The 18,986-nt window shown below is 51.0% G+C and carries 12 protein-coding genes and 2 tRNA genes; 13 read left to right on the top strand and 1 reads right to left on the bottom strand.

Features of this window, described 5'->3' with window-relative positions; translation table 11 throughout:
* The first annotated feature begins 6 nt into the window (after positions 1–6).
* From FFM82_RS00405 to FFM82_RS00355, 11 genes are all read left to right on the top strand, one after another.
* On the top strand, positions 7–1,752 hold the full coding sequence (locus tag FFM82_RS00405; RefSeq protein ID WP_137643888.1) for an aryl-sulfate sulfotransferase: 1,746 nt from the start codon (positions 7–9) through the stop codon (positions 1,750–1,752).
* A 235-nt stretch (positions 1,753–1,987) separates the two neighbouring features.
* Entirely contained in the window at positions 1,988–3,184 is a 1,197-nt protein-coding gene (locus FFM82_RS00400; protein ID WP_225425563.1) for an SLC13 family permease, read from the top strand.
* Positions 3,185–3,199: 15 nt separating this feature from the next.
* On the top strand, positions 3,200–3,763 hold the full coding sequence (locus FFM82_RS13645) for an SLC13 family permease (protein ID WP_225425561.1): 564 nt from the start codon (positions 3,200–3,202) through the stop codon (positions 3,761–3,763).
* Between the two features lie 180 nt (positions 3,764–3,943).
* Positions 3,944–5,335 carry an MATE family efflux transporter gene (locus FFM82_RS00395; protein ID WP_137643887.1) on the top strand — a complete coding sequence of 464 codons (1,392 nt, stop codon included), beginning with the start codon at positions 3,944–3,946 and terminating at the stop codon, positions 5,333–5,335.
* Between the two features lie 62 nt (positions 5,336–5,397).
* Entirely contained in the window at positions 5,398–5,643 is a 246-nt protein-coding gene (locus FFM82_RS00390) for a DUF2187 domain-containing protein (protein ID WP_137643886.1), read from the top strand.
* A gap of 63 nt (positions 5,644–5,706) precedes the next feature.
* A tRNA-Gly gene (locus FFM82_RS00385) sits at positions 5,707–5,777 on the top strand.
* Between the two features lie 61 nt (positions 5,778–5,838).
* A tRNA-Asp gene (locus FFM82_RS00380) sits at positions 5,839–5,913 on the top strand.
* A 59-nt stretch (positions 5,914–5,972) separates the two neighbouring features.
* Complete coding sequence (locus FFM82_RS00375) at positions 5,973–6,419, top strand: GNAT family N-acetyltransferase (RefSeq protein ID WP_137643885.1); 447 nt, start codon at positions 5,973–5,975, stop codon at positions 6,417–6,419.
* Positions 6,420–6,686: 267 nt separating this feature from the next.
* Positions 6,687–8,375, top strand: a complete 1,689-nt coding sequence (gene argS / locus FFM82_RS00370) for an arginine--tRNA ligase (RefSeq protein ID WP_137643884.1) — start codon at positions 6,687–6,689, stop codon at positions 8,373–8,375.
* Positions 8,376–9,610: 1,235 nt separating this feature from the next.
* Positions 9,611–11,605, top strand: a complete 1,995-nt coding sequence (locus FFM82_RS00360) for an ABC transporter ATP-binding protein/permease (protein ID WP_137643882.1) — start codon at positions 9,611–9,613, stop codon at positions 11,603–11,605.
* A gap of 413 nt (positions 11,606–12,018) precedes the next feature.
* Complete coding sequence (locus tag FFM82_RS00355; protein WP_137643881.1) at positions 12,019–12,678, top strand: hypothetical protein; 660 nt, start codon at positions 12,019–12,021, stop codon at positions 12,676–12,678.
* Between the two features lie 132 nt (positions 12,679–12,810).
* On the opposite strand, the gene FFM82_RS00350 is transcribed toward FFM82_RS00355, so the two are convergent.
* Positions 12,811–15,381, bottom strand: a complete 2,571-nt coding sequence (locus FFM82_RS00350; RefSeq protein ID WP_137643880.1) for a YfhO family protein — start codon at positions 15,379–15,381, stop codon at positions 12,811–12,813.
* Positions 15,382–15,915: 534 nt separating this feature from the next.
* Here FFM82_RS00350 and FFM82_RS00345 point away from each other — a divergent pair.
* A complete protein-coding gene (locus FFM82_RS00345; protein ID WP_137643879.1) occupies positions 15,916–16,911 on the top strand; it encodes a glycosyltransferase family 2 protein in 996 nt (331 codons plus the stop codon).
* Positions 16,911–18,947 carry a glycosyltransferase-like membrane protein gene (locus FFM82_RS00340; RefSeq protein WP_137643878.1) on the top strand — a complete coding sequence of 679 codons (2,037 nt, stop codon included), beginning with the start codon at positions 16,911–16,913 and terminating at the stop codon, positions 18,945–18,947. The genes FFM82_RS00345 and FFM82_RS00340 overlap by 1 nt, the downstream gene beginning before the upstream one ends.
* Positions 18,948–18,986: the final 39 nt, after the last annotated feature.

The following is an 18,986-nucleotide window of genomic DNA, read 5'->3' as shown; positions in this document are numbered from 1 at the left end:
GTATAAATGAAAAGAACCAGAAATTGGATTATCGCGGTACTGGTCATTTTGCTGGTTGCCGTTGGCGGGTACTTTGGTTACCATCGTTACCAACAGTCAACGACGAGTACGACCACAACCAGTGCCAAGGTCCGCTCCGACAGTGCCGTCAAAAAGGACATTAATTCACGGCTAGTGACGACCGAACAAAAGAAACAGGCTAGTACGACCAAAACGCTAACGGCGGCAAAGCAGTCCAATCAGTACACCGTCAATAACGTTTACACCAAAGTTAACCCGTACGGGACCTCGCCACTTTCGGCCAAGGTGATCTTTAAGACGGCTTCCGCGGCGAAGGTCAGTTACACCGTGGTTGGAAAAAGTAACAAAACATCGATTTCCAATTCGGTCAAAACTTACTCGACCAGTCACGATTTAACGGTGCTCGGACTATACGCCGGCACGACCAATACGGTGAAATTAAAGGTCACTTACAAGAGCGGCAAAGTTGTGCACCGAACGTTGCACTTAAAGACCGCCAAGTTGCCGAGTTCGCTTAGCAAATTAAAGGTCAACGTTGAAACCGCGAACAAGTCGAAAATGGTGCTGGGCTCCGGTAATTCGAAGTTGACGTTCATGGTGCGGACGACGATTTCGGGTAAAAATAAATCGAAAAACTACACCTTTGGGCTCGATGCTGACGGCAAAATTCGGTGGTACACGACGAAACCGACCTCGCACATTTTTAAACAGTTGAGTAACGGTCACTTACTGATTTGGACCAAATCCAAGGCGAGTCATTCTTATTTTGACGAGTTAGTGGAAATGGATTATACCGGTAAGGTTTATAAGACCTATAAGTTCAATCATAAAGCGTGGGGTAAGGCAAAGGGTTCTAAGAAGCAGAACCATAACCAGATTCACCACGACGTGACCGAACTGCCGAACGGTGATTTAATTGCGACCGTTTCCGACGGTGGCCGGGTCTACGTGGAAGATACGATGATCGTGATTTCGCATAAAACGGGTAAGATTACCAAAGTGATCAATATGAAGAATATTTTACCGGCGAAATTTTACACGACCTATAACGCCACCAAGTCCAATAAATACATGGGTAAGAAGGACTGGTTCCACCAGAACTCGGTCTATTACGACCCGTCCGATAAGAGTCTGATTATTTCTAGTCGTAACCAGAACCTGGTCATGAAGATCGATTACAAGACGGAAAAAATCAAGTGGATCTTATCGAGCAAGTCGGCTTCGGCTTGGCCGAAAGCTTACCGCAAGTATTTACTGACGGCTAAGGGTAAAATTTCCTGGCCGGGCGGGCAACACGCGGCCATCGTTGATCCAACGACGTTGGCGAATAAAAATTCACTCAACTTATTGATTTTCAATAACAACGTTGCGGTCGGTAAGACCAAGTCAGCGTTGCAAAAGTCTTCCGGTAATTATTCGGAAGGGGTGGAATACCACATTAATGAAAAGAACATGACGATTTCTCAAGTTGGCAGCTACGGTAAATCACTTGGTAAGGGCAATTTTGCGAACATCATCGGGTCGAACCGCTATTTGAGCAAGTCAAACCGCTTACTCGACTTTGGTTGGCTAAACGGTGGTAAGACCGCCAACGTTATCGAATACGATTCGAAAACCAATCAGCAGGTCTTCAACGTGGAACTGTCTAACCTTGGCGATAGCGGCTATGTTTACCGGGCTGAACGGTTCTCGCTGTATCCAACTAGTCGGACGTACGGGACGGATGAATAGTTACCCGTAACTGGACGTCTAAAGGCGAAACACCGGACTGCATTGACCATCCAAAAGTGAAGTTGTGACCTTGGTTGCAGCTTCGCTTTTTTGCGTACTACGCGGTCACCTAAAAAAAGTCACAAAAACGCCACCGATTTCTCAGTAAATCCGGATTAATTTCATTAACTATAAGCTGGATGTTCATATCGAGCGCCTAAAATGAAGTCCATATTGATTGGAAGGAGGGGGCCGCGTGACCGTTAAAATTGCAATTGTTTTACTCACATTACTGGTGACCTTCGTGTTAATGGCACTGGAAGTCACCACGCCGAACGCAGTCATTTTATGCGCGTTAACGTTTTTAATGGTGGTCGGCATCTTGTCACCGAGCGACGCGCTGGCCGGTTTTGCCAACGAAGGGCTGGCCACGATCGCGCTGATGTACATCGTGGCCTTCGCGATTGCGAAGAGTAACGTCATCACCCGATTATTTAACCGGGTGCTGGGGACCGGCCACAGTGAAAAACGCTCACTGGTGCGGCTACTAGCGAGTGTCAGTTTAATTTCACCGTTTATGAATAACACGCCAATCGTGTCGACCCTGACGCCGATGATTCAACGGTGGAGTAAGCAAAAGGGCTTAGCGGTTTCCAAGTTCCTGATTCCGTTATCCTACGCGACGATTTTAAGCGGCTTGCTGACGGTCCTAGGAACCTCGACCAACTTAGTGGCGCAGGGGCTGCTGTCCAAGTACCACCTCAAACAATTCGGGACCTTCGACCTCGCATTGGTCGGCCTGCCGATTACGGTGGTCGGTTTGGTCTACCTGCTGACGGTCGGGTACCGACTGTTGCCGTCCTATCACGGTAGTACCGTGGACGACGTGGTGGCCACGCCGAACGATTACTTAATTGAAATGTCGATTGGGGCGGACTTTGCGCACCTGGACCAAACGGTGGCGAAGGCCAATTTACGGCACCTGACCAGTTCGTTTTTAGTAGCCATTAACCGCAAGGGAACGTCAATCGTACCGGTGACCGACCGCACGATTTTACGGCTAGGCGACCGCCTGTATTTTACTGGCTCGGTTGAGTGCATTAGTGATTTAGTTCAAATCAAAGGTTTGATTCCGAGTACCGAAACGATCGCGATGGCCGATATTATTAATAATCACGCCCGGTTGTTAGAAGTCAGCATTCCCGAAACGTCCAGTCTGATCAATCAAACCATTAAGTCGGCCCGTTTCCGCAACGTTTTTGGCAGCGTGGTTGTTGCGATTCACCGTAATACGGTTAACTTACAGGGCCAGTTAGGCCGCATCCGGTTGCGGAGTGGCGATAACCTGGTCATCATTACAACCAATGGCCCGGCTGAGATGGATAGCTTAAAGGACCTCCACGTGTTTAACGCCCAAGCCGTGCAGCCGCAACACCGGTCGTACCGCGACTAGTTACCAATTGCACTGTTGGTCGCGACGATTGGGCTGTCAACGGCCAACGTCTTAACGTTATTCGTTGGCTTGGCCGCGAGTTGCGTCGTCCTGTTCGTGACCAAGTGCGTGTCGATTAGCGACATTGTTCAGGCGGTCGACTTGAACGTGTTGTTATTGGTTGCCAGTAGTTACGGGCTTGGATTAGCGATGTCGAACGTTGGTGCGGATAAGTTCATTGCCAAGCTACTGGTTAACGTCGCGGGAACCGCGTCGCCACTACTATATATGTTTTTGCTCTACTTCATTACCAACTTTTTAACGGCGATTCTCTCGAACGCGGCCGCCCTCGCACTGATGTTTCCGGTGGCGATTTCCGCCGCCAGTCTGCAAGATTTACCGGTGATGATGCTGGTTATGCTGATCACGATTGCGGCTACCGCCGATTTTTCGACCCCGATTGGCTACCAGACCAACCTGATTGTCTACGGCCCCGGCCATTATAAGTTTACTGACTACTTTAAAGTGGGCATCCCACTGAACCTGCTCTGCATGGTGATTTGCGTGTTCACGACCTATTACGTTTACATGGTTATTTGAGTGCCACTCCGCGCGTTGGGAGTGGCTTTTTGCCGTCAAAATAATTTATTTAATATTAACGAACAAACCACTGGTATTTAGGGGGTAAAGTTGCTATACTAGCAAAGTTTGTTTGGTAAGTGAATGAAGCTGTAATCGCTTACCTTACGGCCATGTCAATTAATGAAAGGGGTGCGGGAAATGAACGATTTAACCAAGGGGAGTCCGTTAAAGTTAATTTTTTGGTTTACGATTCCGCTTCTAATTGGAAATATTTTTCAGCAATTTTATAGTTTATCCGACACGTTGATCGTCGGCCAGACGCTGGGGGTCAAAGCCTTGGCGGCGGTTGGGTCGACCGGGAGTGTCCAGTTCTTGATCATTGGCTTTGCCCAGGGGTTGACCGCTGGGTTATCAATCTTAACGGCGCAACACTTTGGTGCGAAGGATTATCAGGGGGTCCGCCGCAGTTTTGCCATCAGTATCGTGGTCAGCTTGATCGTGGGACTGATTTTAACGGTGATTTCGATGGTGTTAGTCGATCATATTTTGGTATTGATGCAAACACCGGCCGACATCATGGCCGACGCCCGTACCTTCTTACAAATTATGTTGGGCGGCATGTTGGCACCGATCGGGTTCAACTTGTTATCAAATATTATTCGCGCGCTCGGTGATAGCCGAACCCCACTGTGGTTCTTGATCATCAGCTCAATCATTAATATCGGCTTGGAATTACTCTTCATCCTGGTCTTTAAGTGGGGGATTGCCGGGGCCAGCTGGGCAACGATTTTAGCCCAGTTAATCGCGACCCTGATGTGCGTGGTTTACATTATTTTGCGCGTGCCGGTGCTACACATTGGCTGGCGCCACTTTAAACTCAGCATGGCGGAAGTTAAAGCCCACTTAAACGTTGGTTTACCGATGGCCTTTCAAATGTCGATTATTGCGATTGGGACGATCGTCCTGCAATCGGCGTTAAATAGTTTGGGCACTAACTCGGTGGCGGCGACCACCGCGGCCCAAAAAATCGACCAGTTGGCGACCCAGCCGCTAATGTCATTCGGGGTCACGATGGCGACCTTTGCGGCCCAAAACTACGGGGCCCATCAATATGAACGGATCGTTCAGGGGGTCAAGCAGACCATGTGGTTATCCGGTGGCTTTAGTGTGGCGGCCGGGGTCATCGAAATCATTTGGGGTAAACAATTGGTGGCACTATTCGTTGGTCACGGTGACGTGGCGGTGCTGAACTTATCGCAGACTTACTTTAACGTGATCGGGAGTACCTACATCTTATTGTCGATGTTGTTCATTATGCGCAACACCTTGCAGGGGCTGGGGCGCAGTGCGATTCCAACCTTAGCGGGGGCGGCCGAGCTCTTTATGCGGGTCTTCGCGGCGCTGATCCTCGTCCGCCTACTCGCGTACCCGGGGGCCTGCATGTCGGAACCGCTGGCCTGGTTAGGCTCGTGTGCGGTGTTACTACCAGCGTACGTCAAGGCGGTGCACGAATTACGCCTACGCGAACGTGAGGAACAACAGTTACACGTGGCGCCAACCGAAGTTGTGGAAGCCGGCGTTAAAAACTAGGCTTGCGCGGCGGTTGTTTTTTTGATAGTATTTGTTATCAATTTTATTTAAGGAGCTTATTCATGGCGGTAGAACTAAAAATTGGCGATTACGTCCAAGGTAAAAAATTTGCTTCATTGGAACATGATTTCAAGGGTGAAATCGAAAAAGTGTATGAAAATTCAGTTTTGATTTTAATCAAGGAATTCACCAAGTCCGACGAACCCATCGTGAACGAATATAATCACCGAGCGGTTGTTCGTAAGGGGGATGCGAAACTCATCAAGGCCGCACCTAAGCCAGTTAAGGTTCCGGAACCCGAAGCATAAAAAATTTATAAATAACCATGACAACCAGAAAAAGTTATGCTATACTTATTTCTGTTGTCAAATGCGGGTGTAGTTTAGTGGTAAAATTCAAGCTTCCCAAGCTTGCGTCGCGGGTCCGATTCCCGTCACCCGCTTTATTGAAAGAGCCTGCTCAATCAGTAAAGCATTGGAGCTGAAGTTGCTCCTCGCACCCATGGTCCGTTGGTCTAGTTGGTTTAGGACGCCTGCCTGTCACGCAGGAGATCACGAGTTCGAGTCTCGTACGGACCGTCATGAAGACATCCTGGTTAGGGTGTCTTTTTTGTTATCTAAAAAGGGGGGCTTGTTGAATGAAATTTACGACCTACAGCTTTGACCAGTTGAGTGGGCGACAACTCCACGCCATTTACCAGTTACGGGTGGCCGTGTTCGTCGTTGAACAACATTGTGCCTACCAAGAAGTCGACGCACTCGATTTAACGGCCCGCCACCTGTTAGTGACGGACGATGCTGGTCAATTAGTGGCTTACGCACGGCTTATGCAAGAAGCCGACCAGCAGGCCCGTTTCGGCCGGATCGTGGTGGCACCAAACGCTCGTGGCAAGGCGCTCGGGCGCCAATTAGTTGACCACGCGATTCAACAAATTCGCCGCCAGTGGCCGAATACGGTACAACTCAACATTCAGGCCCAGCACTACCTCGACCGTTTTTACCGCTCATTCGGGTTCCTGCCGGCGTCAGCCGTTTACCTGGAAGACGGGATTCCGCACCAGGACATGGTTTTAGCATTAAGCTAGTCAAAGTGACCAAAGTCTGTTATACTAACGCTTGTTAAAAATTTACACGTCTAACGAGAAAGAGGAGTAAACCGGTCAGCTGGTCTAGCGAGTTCGGGGTGGTGCAAGCCGAACCCAGTGCCGATTGAAGCGCGCTTTTGAAGACGACAATTCGATATTAAGTGGATAATTTATCAATTAGAGTGGTACCGCGGGAACTCTCGTCTCTTACATGTTTATTAAATATGTAGGGGACTTTTTTTATTCCCGTGACCAGAGGAGGAAACTATGGATTACAAACAACTCGTGACCGACGCTTTAGCGCCCGCTTTACCCGATTTAGACCCAGCTGATATTTTAGCGAAGTTAGAACAGCCGAAGACGTCCAAGCAGGGGGACTTAGCCTTCCCGACCTTTACGTTAGCCAAGGTCTTACGGAAAGCACCCCAAATGATTGCTACCGACGTAGTTGAAAAAATTGACCAGAGCAACTTTGAAAAAGTGGTTGCGATGGGCCCGTACGTCAACTTCTTCTTTAAGAAGGACGTCTTTTCAGCCGACATTTTAAACCAAGTGTTGAGCCAGGCGGACCACTTCGGTGACGGTAAAATTGGTGAACAGGGACAAGTGCCAATCGACATGTCCTCACCAAACATCGCTAAGCCGATTTCGATGGGCCACCTACGCTCAACCGTGATTGGGAACGCGTTGGCCAATATTTTAAGTAAGCTGGATTACAAACCGGTTAAAATTAACCACTTAGGTGACTGGGGGACCCAGTTCGGTAAGTTAATCACCGCCTACAAGATGTGGGGGAGCGAAGAAGCCGTAAAAGCTGACCCCATCAATAACTTACTGAAGTACTACGTGCGCTTCCACCAAGAAGACCAGGAGCACCCGGAGATGGACGACGTGGCCCGCGACTGGTTCAAGAAGTTGGAAAACGGTGACGAAGAAGCAACTGAATTATGGCAGTGGTTCCGTTCCGAATCATTGAAGGCGTTCAAGAAGATTTACGCCCGCTTAGACATCGACTTCGACTCTTATAAGGGTGAAGCTTTCTATAATGATAAGATGCAGGAAGTGGTCGACTTACTGGAAAGCAAGAACCTCTTACACGAAAGTCAGGGGGCCGAAGTGGTCGACTTAAGCAAGTACGACTTGAACCCGGCGTTGATCAAGAAGTCCGACGGCGCGACGTTATACATCACCCGCGACTTGGCCGCCGCAATTTACCGGAAGCGGACCTACGACTTCGTTCAATCCCTGTACGTCGTTGGTAACGAACAGACCAACCACTTCAAGCAATTAAAGGCCGTCTTAACCGAAATGGGCTTTGACTGGGCTGACCAGATTCACCACATCCCGTTCGGTTTGATCACGTCCAACGGGAAGAAGTTATCGACGCGGAGTGGTCGGGTCATCTTGCTCGATAAAGTGTTGGACGACGCGGTCGACTTGGCACATGACCAAATCGAAGCGAAGAACCCGGACTTGAAGGATAAGGACGCCGTGGCCGACGCGGTCGGCGTTGGCGCCGTCGTCTTCCACGACTTGAAGAACGAACGGATGAACAGTTTCGACTTCAACTTGGAAGAAGTGGTGCGCTTTGAAGGTGAAACCGGGCCGTACGTGCAATACGCCCACGCCCGCGCCGAAAGTATCCTGCGTAAGGCGGGCAGTCCAGAATTAGCTACTGATGGTCAAAAGATCAGTGACCCGGCCGCTTGGGACACGTTGAAGCTATTGAGCGAATTCCCGGCAACGGTCGTGCGCGCCAGCACCGAATTTGAACCTTCCGTAGTTGCGAAGTACGCGATCCACTTAGCGAAGGCCTTCAACAAGTATTACGGTAACACCAAGATCTTGGTTGAAGACGACGAATTGAACGCCCGCCTAGCGCTGGTTAAGGCGGTCAGCATTGTCTTGAAGGAAGCCTTGCGCTTACTTGGCGTTAAAGCACCGGACGAAATGTAAAAAAATAATGTGATAAGTTGACGTCTCAAGACTAGCGCCGCAAAATCGTAATCGGTTTTGCGGCGCTTTTTTGTGTGACGGCGATTACGAAAGACCCCGCTGTTGAATGAAAACGGACCGCAATGGTAAAACCGGCCAATCTGGCGGAGTGCCGGCTTTGCTATGTTGGATGATCTAAAAATAATTTTATTTTTAGATCATCAGGCCACTTCGGTTGGGTCAACGGATTTGATGCAGAAAATAACCGTCATGATTGGATTAATAAATTAAAGGAAGGAGTCGCCGGCTACGGCTAATTTATGTAGCTAGTTAACGTGCTTTCATTTCAAAATAACCTATTGAGCATCGTTAAAATTTGATTTTGAAAATATATAAAATTTCAATCAGGGATATTCAGTGGATTAGAAAATGAATTGTTTCAAAAAAATAATCATTAAATCTAAATTATATTTTTTATGCCACAAAAGTCACTAACGGTAGCCGGTTAAAATATGATTGGCACTTAGTGTTTTATCAAGTATAGTACTATAGCGAGCACGAAAATGTGCATTTTAAAGGGGATTACGGGTTCTTTAGGCTACGGCCAAGACATTATTAAGCGCACATTCGCCAGCCAAATACGGACAATCATGGGGGAAACATGGGGTTTAAACGAATTCAGATAATAGCAGCACTTTATCTACTGACATATATTTTGGCACTGTATTTTTCGACGGGCGTTCATACTGGCTTTAAATTGGATAGTGATCAACTTTGGGGGTACGTTTGCTGTGGTGTTTTAAGCGGCCTTATCACTGGCTCACTATTTGCTAAAAGGATTAAAAGTCGGAAATTTTTCTCAATGCTGATGTTGATAAATTGCTTCATTATTTTTGGCGTGACGCGGTACAACGTGGTTAGTTTCAATGAAGCATTCTGGTATTTTATTCTGTTTGTGTATTTCATACCATTTATCGAGTTAGTAGAAACCACGTTCTTTATTTTTGACCTAAATTAAATAAGTTGAGAATTGGCACGGGGTTGATGCGACTTATTCAAACTTAATAATATTAAGTAGATTTAAATTCAATTGAAATCAAACCAGTTGTTCATCACTATGATGATTCAAATCAAACGTGGCGTTTTGCGTCCTAGTGGTTTTTGGTTCGTTAACCACGCGTACCAACCAGTCAAACCCGCAAGTCGGCGGGGCCGGTGCTACCCTTGAACTAAGAACGTGTTGAGGGGGCAACAAAATGGCTTATTTGGAATTACGCGCGGTTCGTAAAGACTATTACATTGGCAAGCAGCCCTTTCCGGTTTTGAAAGGCATTGACTTGTCAGCTGAATTGGGCGAGTTTATCGCCGTTTTGGGGGAGTCTGGTGGCGGAAAAACGACCTTGATGAACATTATCAGTGGTCTTGACCGTCAGTTTAGCGGCACGGTCACGGTCAACGGGCAACAGCTTGACCAATTGAAGGATAAGCAGTTGGACCGTTATCGTCGGGCCACCATTGGCTACATTTCGCAGAGTTACAATCTGCTCCGCCACCTGACCGTTTTGGAAAATGTGATGCTGGCGCTTGATATGACGACGCTGTCACGTGCGGACCGACTTAAACGGGCGACGAGTTTATTAGCACGGGTCGGGTTGGCTGAACAGGTCAAAAAATATCCGGCGCAGCTCTCGGGCGGTCAACAGCAACGGGTTGCAATTGCCCGGGCGTTGGCGGGCAACCCGCCAATCATCGTTGCCGATGAACCAACCGGAGCGCTGGATGCGAAGAATACGGTTGCGGTGATGCGGATGTTACAAACGATTGCGAAGGAAGGCCACCTCGTGATTTGTGTGACCCATTCGGCGCAGGTCGCCCAGGCGGCCAGTCGCATCGAACATTTAGTCAACGGCCAGTTGGTCGCAAGCCCACACCGGTCCGGGGCAAGCGTAACGGTTGAAGTTGCGCCGCGCCTACAATTACCGGCCCGGTCGTTGCCGTGGTACGCCTCGTTAATGACGGCGTTTCGCCACATGCGCTTTACCTGGAGCTGGAACACGTTAATTGTTTTAGGGACCGCAATCGGATTGTTTGCCGTCATGCTATTCATGGGGTTAGGCAACGGGATTCGCGGTTATATTAACCACCAAATCAATAACGTGGTCGATCCGCAGTCGGTCACCGTCATGCGTTACACGACGAATGGTAAGGATCAACAGGAACAGTCGGTCGCACTGGATCCGGCGCTGGCGGGAACGATTGCGCCGCACATGCCGACCTTTTCGCCGCAACAGTTGCAAGTGTTGCGTGATTTGGACCACGTCGTTGGCGTTGAGCCCGGAATTTCTGCCACCAACGCAACGGTTACCATCGACGGGACACCGTACTCGGCACCGGAGTTAACCACTTGGACTAGCAGTGATCCGGAGTCCAGTCTCATGAGTGGTCACGCAGCTAAAAATGATCAAATTGTTTTGGATAAGAGCACGATTGCCCAGAAGTGGTCACCAACGCGGTGGCGCCAATTAGTTGGCCATTCGGTCACGGTTTCTTTTCAAATGATGAACGCGGCGGGCAGACCAATCCTGGTTAAGCGGCAATTGAAGGTCGCGGGGATCGTTAACAGCGCTTCGGATGCCAGTCTAAACGCCGTCAATTATCACACGATGCGGGCGATGATGCGCCGGGCCGGCCTATCAACACAGCCGACCTTTGCTACCGTGCGGGTCGCTAGTCGCCAGCAAAACGAAGCGGTCGTTACGGCGATTAATCAGATTCGGATTAAGGGCCAACCGCAATTTTCTGCCAATAGTATTTCCACGACCCTTGACCGGGTTAATACCTACGTTGGTCTGGCAACGGCGGTGTTAGCTGCGATTGCCGGTATTTCACTCCTAGTGTCCGCGCTGATGATCATCGTCACGATGTTTATGTCGGTGAGTGCCCGGATGAAAGAAATTGGGGTGTTACGGTCGATTGGTGAAAGTCGGCGTGATATTCGGCGATTATTTACCAGCGAGGCCTTGATGCTCGGGCTCTTTAGTGCCGGCTTAGCGACCGGCTTTGCATACGGTATCGGTTTTGGGCTGAACCACTGGTTGTACCGGATTGCGGGATACCCGTTAGTTCAAATTCACAGTACCAGTATTGCGGTGATTTTTGGCTTAGCCGTTGTGATCGCTTGGTTGGCCGCAATTTTACCGGCCCGGCGCGCGGCGCGGTTGAACCCAATCAAAGCCTTAAGTGCTCGTTAAATCCAATCTAGACGAACGTCAACTACCAGCCCTTAAAAGCGGGGCTGATTGGGGCGTTCGGCTGTATTTTTAGTTAGTTAATTATCGGAACATAAACTATTAGCAAAAACTCATTTTGAACTTAACTTATAAAACTTTTGCGCCATTAAGTCGTATCATTTTTAATTGTCTACCACGTACATTAATGAGTCACACAACGATTTGAATAAGCGGACCGCCAACGATTCAGGCTAACATTGGACTATACCATTTGCCGCTGGTCACTGCTTTGATTCGCCAACAAAATTATCACTGATTTCTCATTTTTAGGGGGTCACAGCGCTTAAAAACGGCGCCGTGGACTAGTATTTCATCCCGCCAGCGGTTATGCTGTTGGTACTTCTAAGAAATATGAAAAATATGGGGTAATACTATTGAGAAATAAACCGCGTACACTGCTTATTGGTGGTACGCAGGCGGGTAGTGGCAAGAGTCTACTCTCGCTCGCATTTGCAACCGTGCTGGTTGAGCGGACGCTGACGGTTACCATCGTTCACTGCCACGCCGACACGGTGACCTGGACAAAAATCGGTGCTGGTCGGACGCGTCACCAATGGCAAACAAACATTCAAACAGCCGCTGAACAAGCTGATTTTTGGGAGGCGCTCCAGTTCGTACACACGGACTACCTGCTGATCGATCTGTCGACTTCGGACCGTGATCAGCAGAAAGAGACCTGGTTGATGAACCAGTGCTGGTTACCGCTCGTGGACGACGTACTACTGGTTTATGCGGCTACGGCAGACTGGAATCAACGTTTATTCCAGGACCTCGGCAGCTTGCAATTTAGCATGGAATACACGGGTCGGCACCCGAAAGTTTACACCGTGGCAAATGCTTACGGTGACCACGGGGATTCTGTGCTGACCACGGCACGGCTACTGACTTGGCAACGCGACTTTCAGGCCCAGCACCGTGAATTTGCCGCGCTGGACCTAGAACCGCTCGGGTGGCTCCGCGATGCGCAGCAGGCGCCTGCCCAAATTTTGACGGACGCCCGCCAGTTGTTGGCTAAAGTGATGGTCCCGTCTTAACTTAAAAGGGCCGCCAACGTAAGTTTTTGGTGCGCAATCATTGCTTAAAACACCTTATCAAAATAGTGCTAACTAAAATCGCACTGGGTCATCACCGACCCAGTGCGATTTGTGTTGTCTTTAGTTAGTAGTTTAACGCCGTTGGTCACGGCGCCAGTACCAAGTACAGCCACTAAAAATGGCAAGGCTTAGAAGTGAGACGCTCCAACCCAGTCCGGCGCCGGGAACGTGGTAGACCAGCTTGAGCTGGTTCTTGCCGGGACGCAGCGGCACGGCCTGCATACCGCCCAGAACAGTGCGCACCCGCTTGGTCACGTTGGTGCCGTTGACGGTCACCCGCCAGCCGCTATCGGCGGGGATAGCGACGTACCCCCAACGTTGATTGGTTGCGTTAGTCATTGTCCCACTGACCACCGTGTGAAGGCCAGCACCGTAGTAACGCGGATAAAAGGCGCTGGCAGTTAACGACTGGTGGAGCCGGGTGAAGGCCGCGGCGTTTAAGCTGGCGATTTGAACGCCCGGTAGTAAGCTCCGACGGGTGGTCTTAACGGTTAGCACGACCATGTCACCGCGGGTAAAGTGGCCTAAGTTGCGGATTACGACGCCACCATTGGCGTTAAACTTCGACGGGACCCGCTGACCGTTGACCGTCATGGTCGTATATTTACTAGACCCGTGCGGATCGTCGTAATACAGCGGCCCGGTTTGACGGACCCGTAGCCAGACGCGGTGACGGTACGGGTAGCGCTGCGCCGCGTGATCGGTGGTCGTTTTCTGACTGACGACGCTGGCGGCTTGAAAGTAGCCCGCTGAACGCGGTTGCAAGGCTTGTAAGAGTCGTTCTTGGTTGGCTAGGACGTTGTTCGAGCTTAACTTGACTGCGGTTAAGGCGTCCGGCACGGCAAAGCCCATCCCGTTGTAACTACGAACGGTACGGGTATCGGCTTCACCCAACGTATTCAAGGTCACGTTATACTTGACGCCCAGAAGCATGGCGCTGACCGTGTTGAGACCTTCCGAACTAATTCGGCGGACGTTGCGACTGTACAGCCCGAGCGCCTTTAGCGTGCGCCTAGTCTGGTCGTTAAACGTCGAGCTGTAGTAAGTAATGTCGTGGAAGTTAAATAGTAGTGGGTCGTTATAATTGCGATAACGGCTATCGTAATTGAAGGCCGCGTTGATCAGGGTGTTCTGATTTTCAACCCGGTAAAGTTGACCGCTGGGGTCGTTGAAGGCGCGCATTTGCCGGTCCTCCAGCTGGTAAGTGCGCTGGTAGGCGGTTTGGTCACCCAGTGGCGAGCCGACCATTGTGAGGCTTAGGTTGACGGCTAACTCCAGGGCGACCGTTACCGTTAATAAGCCCCCCCGTAGGCGACCGCGGGTCAGGGTTAAAATTAGGCTGGTCACGAGAATGAAGGCTAAGCCGAATGCGAGCGTCCGTAACCGTTGGGGCGTTCCGGCGAGGCGTTGCGCCACCCAGCCGGCGAGTAACAACCCTGCTAGCAGGAGCGCTACGGCCGACTGCCATTTGCGCGCCACGGCGTCGATACCGGCCTGCCAAGTTTCAAAGGCAATCATCACCATCACGAAGCTCAGGAAAAACGCTTCGCGGTAAGGGAAACCGGCGGGGCGTTGAAACATGTGCCAGGCGGTGTCGAGGGTCCGAATCGCCATTGTTAATAGGAGCGCCATCAACAAACCGGCGACGTGCCATTTATGGGCGCGGCGAATTTGCGGGTGTTGAAAGAAGCTGAGAACTAGTAATACGACTAACGTGGTGACAAATAGCGTCGGTGCGTGGTGCAAGCGGGTCAGGTAGTGAATCCCGCCAACCCCCAGTTGACTGAAGGTGCTGAGGCCCAGCTGGGGAACCGGTAAGTAGTTACCGATTGACACGGCCGACTTCGCCGTTTTGAGCATTGCCAGCATGGTCGGGACGAGTAAGAACAGGCTGCTTAGTCCGCTTAACAAGCCGGTCAGGAGTGCGCGCCGAATCAAGCGGGCTTGCATTTTAAGTGCTTGCCAGAACGAAGTACCGGGTGCCTTCATTTCAAACAGTAGGTAAACGAAGTAGTAACAAACAAACAGGCAGGTCATGTAACCGAGATAGTAGTTGGTGACGATGCTTAACCACAACCACCAGAAGAACATGGCGGGCCGGCCGCGTTCAATCAAATGTTCTAAGCCCAGGATGATCAGGGGCAGCCAGATCAGGGCGTCGAGCCACATGATCGTAAAGTAGTTGCCGGCCACGAAGCCACACAGACTGTAGGCCGTACCGAACAGTGCGGTCGCCCAACTATGGCTACGGTAGTGGCGTTGTAAAAAGAAGGTTCCGGTCAGGGCAATCGCCGCGACCTTAATGATGATGATGACACTGAGTCCGGTCGGAATTTTGGCGGCCGGAAAAAGTAAAATCAATAAGTTAAACGGGCTCAGCAGGTAGTACGCCAGCAGTGGGACCGTGTTGCCACCGAGCGATTGTGAAAAGAAGTAGAGCTGAAAATTATGGGTTAAAAGTGCGTGGCGGTAAGCCGTAAAGAACGATAGGTACTGACCACCCATATCGCTAATCAGTAAATTATGGTGGCCGAAGGGGGTCACCCCGTACACGGCAAAAACGGCACTAACGATTAGTAGTGCTAGTAGACCGGCGCTTAGCGGCCGAATCCAATTTTTTCCGCGTTTAAAATAAGTTAACATCCGTTTCAACTCCGATACCAGAATAAGGCGGTCATCGGTCAGGTAAGCGGTTGTCAACGGCGCATTCAGTTCGGGACCGTTGGCAGCGTCTCCCCAAAGACGACTGCAAGTTATATGAATAGCCTACCACGGCAGAAAAAGCTGTGCCTAGCCGCGGGTCTTCTAAAAATTGGGTTATAATGTGAAAAAGTGCGATTTTTAGGACCAGCACGGTGCGGTGTTCACCCCATTGAGCGCGGTTTAACGCGATTTAATGCGCCATCCGTAGTTGAGTAACGATGCACAACGGTCACGGTACTAGTAAGTTGATTGACTTAATCCGACCGCTTAGCCGCTAGCGGGTCGCAAAGTTTGCTAGCTCAACTTTATTAGGGTGAAAGCTGACGGATGCCCGCCGTGACGGGAGGTCACAGTGCGCGGTACGGGTAGGGGCGGAAAGCCGAAAGGTCAAAAGCTAGTCTTTCAATTTTGCAGTTCGTATACTGACTATGACTCGCGTAGTCGGCGAGTAGCTTGAAAGGGAGAAATTTAAGCATGCAACAGCCACGTTTAACGATTATCGTACCTTGTTACGACGAGGAAGAGGTGTTACCAACTTCCGCTAAGGTGCTGGGGACAATCGTGACAAAATTAATTCAGAGTCACCAACTCGACCGGGAGAGTAAAGTCCTCTTTGTAGACGACGGTAGTACCGACCAGACTTGGCCGATTATTAAAAAATTGGAAGGGCAGTCCGAGCGGTTTTGCGGGCTGAAGTTCAGTCGTAATTTTGGTCACCAAAACGCGTTGATGGCCGGGATGCAAGTCACGGGACCGACTTCGGACGCAATTATTACGATCGATGCCGACCTGCAAGATGATCCGAACGTGATCCCCGAAATGGTGGCGCGTTTTAAAGCCGGCAACGACGTCGTTTTGGGGGTCCGCAACGACCGGTCTAGCGATTCACGCTTTAAGCGGTGGACGGCCGAGACTTTTTACGGCATGATGCGCAAAATTGGGGTGCAACTCGTGCCCGACCACGCCGATTTTCGGTTGCTTAGCCAGCGGGCGGTCAGTGCGTTGATGGAATATTCGGAAACCAACTTGTTTTTACGCGGCATCGTCCCGCAGCTCGGCTTTCCAACGACCAAGCTTTATTACAAGCGTCGGCCGCGGTTTGCCGGCACCTCGAAGTACCCGCTGAAAAAGATGCTGCACTTTGCGATGGACGGCATCACGTCATTTTCCATCGCACCGATTAAGGCGATTTTATCGGTGGGGGTCTTCATTAGTGCTGCCAGCCTGTTCGTCATGTTATTAACGCTGATCGAGCGGCTGATTGGCGACCCGGTCGATGGCTGGGCGTCGTTGATGACCAGCCTCTGGTTCTTAGGCGGGGTCCAGTTGATTGGGATTAGCATTGTCGGCGAGTACGTTGGCAAGATCTTTGCGGAAGTCAAGCACCGGCCGCGGTACATTATTGAAACCAATGATTATACGGCCTCAGAACAGCCGGCCGTCCTGACTAAGCAACGGGTCAACAGCTAATGCGGTGGGGCGCACGGCTGATTCCGGGGTTGGCGGTCGCGGTATTAGCGTGGGCGGTGCTACTAGCCTGGTTAGCGCCGGTTCGCTTTTTGGGTAATCCCGACGTCGCTACGCCGCTGGTGACCGGTAGTCTGGCCTTCGCCGTGATTGTAATCATTAACGGGTTACGCCGGTGGCTAAAGCGGTGGCAGCCTAAGACCTACTGGCGCGTCTGCGTGGGTCTAGGCGTGACAATCATCTTGATGCAGTTATTAGTGGCGCTGACCTTTGTCGACGTGGCGCGGGCGGACGCCTTTCACGTGCGGAATCAAGCAATTTTGCTTGCCCAGGGTCACCTGACGTGGTCGCGTTACTTTTTGATTTACCCGAATAACGTTAATTTTACGTTGCTGGAAGCGGGCTTACTAAAATTATTGCAGCCGTTAACGGCGACGCCGTGGCCGCTGCTGAACGTCCTGCGCTTTGCCTGGATCGATACCGCGCTAGTCAGCGCAATTTACTTGTTGATGTGGTGGCGGCGGGCCCAGCCCGGCGTATTTTGGCTATTACTATTTTGGTTACTGAGCCCGGCCATCTACGCTTACGGGCTGTTTGCGTATACCGATGGCTTAGTTTTGCCAGTCGCCTTGAACACCTTAGCCGGTTTAACGTACTGGGCAGCCCACCGGCAACGTTGGTGGGTACTGCCACTGACGATGCTGTTAGTTAGCGGGGCGGTCGGGTTTAAAACCAACTTGATCGTTTTTTGGCTGGCGCTGGTCCTGATTGGTATCGGCTTGGCTGCTCTTCGGCGACTAACTTGGCGGACGGCGCTGCTCTGGTTCGCTAGCCTGGTGGTGACGTTACTCCTCGTGATGGGCGGTGCAAACGTGGCCCGGCAGCACGCCGGGTACCGCGGTGACGCCAACGCCCAGTTGCCGGCCACCAGTTGGATCGCCATGAGCCTGAACCCGCGTTACGCGGGGCAATATAATGAACCGGACTTTGCGCGCGTTAACGACCAACCAACCGCCAAAGCGAAGCAACGGCGGGCTAAAGCGTTGATTGAGCACCGGCTGAAACGCTTTGGCATCAGCGGGTTAGCGGTCCACCTTGCCAAAAAAATGCGGGTCTTTTGGGCGACCGGCGACTTTGACAGTTTTAAGTTGACGACCCAGTGGCTCCGGGCGCTGCGACCGTACCGGCTTTACCAACGTAATTTTCAGTTCTGGTTGGTCCTGATGGCGCAGGTCGGCTACTTAGTGCTTTTATTGGAAAGTTGTGGCACGTTGATGCGGACCACCACGCCAGCATTGGCCCGTCAGTTCATTGCACTCACGATTTTAGGCTTAACGGCGTTTCACGTCCTGTTTTGGGAAGTCGAGCCGCGCTATGCATTACCGTTATTACCAGGATTGTTGCTGTTGACGGCAATTGGCTTGACTGACCGGCCAACCTGGCAGTGGCAGCCAAACTGGCGGCGCGGTGGTGCACTGGCCTTGGTTGGGCTAGGGGTGCTCGCACTAATCAGTATCTGGCAAACTAGTCAGCAGTCGGTCAGTCGCCAAACTGTCGTGGCTGAGCAGGGGGACGGCAATTACGTTGAACATACCAGCCTACAGTTGCGTCCCGGTCAGCAAACTACGCTTAGGATTAACCCGCTGGCAGCGAGTGATCAACTCACCCTAAGCCCGGTACGCGGGCAGCGGCAGCAAGTGCATATTCGCCTAATGAGTGGCGAACGACCACTGCTCAATCGGCAGGGACGGAGCGGGCAACTGAAAAAGTTGACCTATCCGCAGACCACCGGGGGCTTGCGGGTCGTCATTAAAAACGTGGGTCAGCGGTCAGTTGCGTACGGTGCGGCAATCGCCTCGTATAACCTCCAAACGGGGCGAATCACGCCTCGGCCGAACCCGAGTTTAATGGTGCGGGTCGTGCAGTACCACGGTCCCCAGACACTGAGTCGGAGTTGGCTCAGTGCACTGCTGATGAGCAGCGTGTTTGCCACCGCCGCGCTGGTAGCGGTGCGACAGGATTCAAAAAATAACCCATAAAAAACAGGTTGCTTGGCGATTAGTCAAGCAACCTGTTTT

The sequence above is a fragment of the Lactiplantibacillus plajomi genome (genome assembly GCF_005405405.1).
GTDB classification, from domain to species: domain Bacteria; phylum Bacillota; class Bacilli; order Lactobacillales; family Lactobacillaceae; genus Lactiplantibacillus; species Lactiplantibacillus plajomi.
This window is presented reverse-complemented; position numbering and strand designations above follow the sequence as displayed.